Raw genomic sequence first — 1,880 nt, forward strand, 5'->3', positions numbered from 1 at the left:
GGACTGTCTATGTGTTACCCCGTCCCGTGCCCGATATGCGACAAGATCGCGTGGGCAGGTTGCGATCGACATGTCGACGACGTCACGAAGGATGTTTCACGGCCTCGGCAGTGCACCTGCTCTGCTGAGACCGTTGGTCCTATCGATCGGCGCCAGCGCCTCGCGATCGCTGTTTCGCCGCCAATCCCGGTCGCGAGTGCAAGGGCCTAACCTTCCAATTGGGTCAGGTTTACCGAGGTCTAGCTCGCTCATTTGAATACCCCAGCCCGTATTTTAGGAGAAGTTATGTCTGTGCCCGACACCGTGACGGCCACCGGTCGTGACGATCGTGATCGCGTATCTACACCCGGCATACTCGGACGCCTGGGAAGCGCGATGGTCGCACGCCGCCGATGGGTGTTCGGTGTCTGGCTGATCGCGCTTGTCGCGCTCGGATCTGCAGCGCCGTCGGTTTTTTCGTCACTGGCGGGTGCTGGGTGGCAAGCCAACGGATCCGAATCGGTCCAGGTCCGTGAACTCGCGCAACAGCATTTCGGCGGGAACTCCTCGGCCGCGGTTCAGGTGGTGGTCCATTCGGACACCGCGTCGATCGACGATCCCACCGTGCAGCAGAGACTCATCGACGTCACAGCTGTGTTCGACGGTGACACCCGGTTCGGTGCCGTCATCGCCCCACAGCCTGGTATGACCATCAGCCCCGACGGCCACACCGGCATCCTCATCGCCGGCGCCAACGCAAACGCGGACGACATGGTCAAAGCCGTCGACGATGTCAAAGACGAGCTGACCGCACTCTCCGGCGACGGTATCGAGGTCTATCCCACCGGATCCTCCGCGTTGTGGTCCGACTTCAACAAAGCCAACCACGATGCGATGATTCAGGCTGAACTATTCTCTTGGCCAGTCACTTTGGCGATCATGGTGCTCGCATTCGGCTCCCTCGTCGCTGCCGGGCTGCCGCTGTTGCTCACAGTGGCCGGACTCGTCGCCTCCGCCGGCGGTTTGGTGCTGCTCAACGAGGTCACACCGATCTCGGTATGGGCGATGAATTTCGCGATGATGTTCGCCCTCGCTCTCGGCATCGACTACGCCTTGTTCATCGTCGCCCGCTTCCGCGACGCCCTCCGTACGGCCGATCCACGAGCAGCCGTTGCCGAAACCATGGACACCGCAGGCAAAGCGGTGCTCCTGTCCGGACTTACCGTCCTGGTCAGCCTCTCGGCAGTGCTGCTCGTTCCCGCACCGGCCGTGCGCACCATGGCCGTAGGCATCATGCTGGCCGTCACGTTCGTTCTGATCGCCACCATGACACTTCTTCCGGCCACGCTGGGCGCACTCGGCCCCAAGGTCAACGCAGCATCCCTGCCTTACGCGAAACGCCAACAGCACCGATCCCCGAAGTTCGCTGCGTGGGGCGAATTGCTTCACAAGTACCCATGGCCGTTCGCGCTGGTCTCCGTCGGCATCCTCGTCGCCCTGGCCTTACCTGTCCTGGGACTGAAGGTGGCAATGCCGTCCATCGCTGTCGTTCCCGACGATGCGCCCGTTCGGCAAGGTTACGAGTTGGTTCAGGCCCAGTTCGGTGACGGGGCACCCGGCGCGCTGCAGATAGTTGTCCCGTCTTCCGATGCGGCTGCTACCGCCGCGGCAGCGAGCAGCGTCGACGGGATCTCGATGGTCACCCCGCCCACACCATCAACAGACGATTCGAACTACACACTGCTGCAAGCGTTTCCTGCCGTGGACCCTTCCGCAGAGGCCATGGGCACGATCCTCGGTGACCTACGCGCACAACTACCGGAGTCCGCGCTCGTCGGCGGCGCGCCAGCGGAGAACCTCGACCTGCAGCAAGCCCTGAACGACTACCTACCGGTGGTTAT

Annotated in this window: 2 protein-coding genes; both read left to right on the top strand. The window is 62.8% G+C overall.

The window, feature by feature from the left end; all coding sequences use genetic code 11:
• Positions 1 to 9 precede the first annotated feature (9 nt).
• Complete coding sequence (locus tag ABT116_RS51150; RefSeq protein WP_080552817.1) at positions 10 to 210, top strand: DUF8730 family Cys-rich protein; 201 nt, start codon at positions 10 to 12, stop codon at positions 208 to 210.
• An 81-nt stretch (positions 211 to 291) separates the two neighbouring features.
• The coding region (locus ABT116_RS43950; protein ID WP_351646439.1) for an MMPL family transporter at positions 292 to 1,880 on the top strand (1,589 nt) is incomplete at its 3' end.

This window comes from Streptomyces sp. NPDC002130, from assembly GCF_040296465.1.
Lineage (GTDB): Bacteria > Actinomycetota > Actinomycetes > Streptomycetales > Streptomycetaceae > Streptomyces.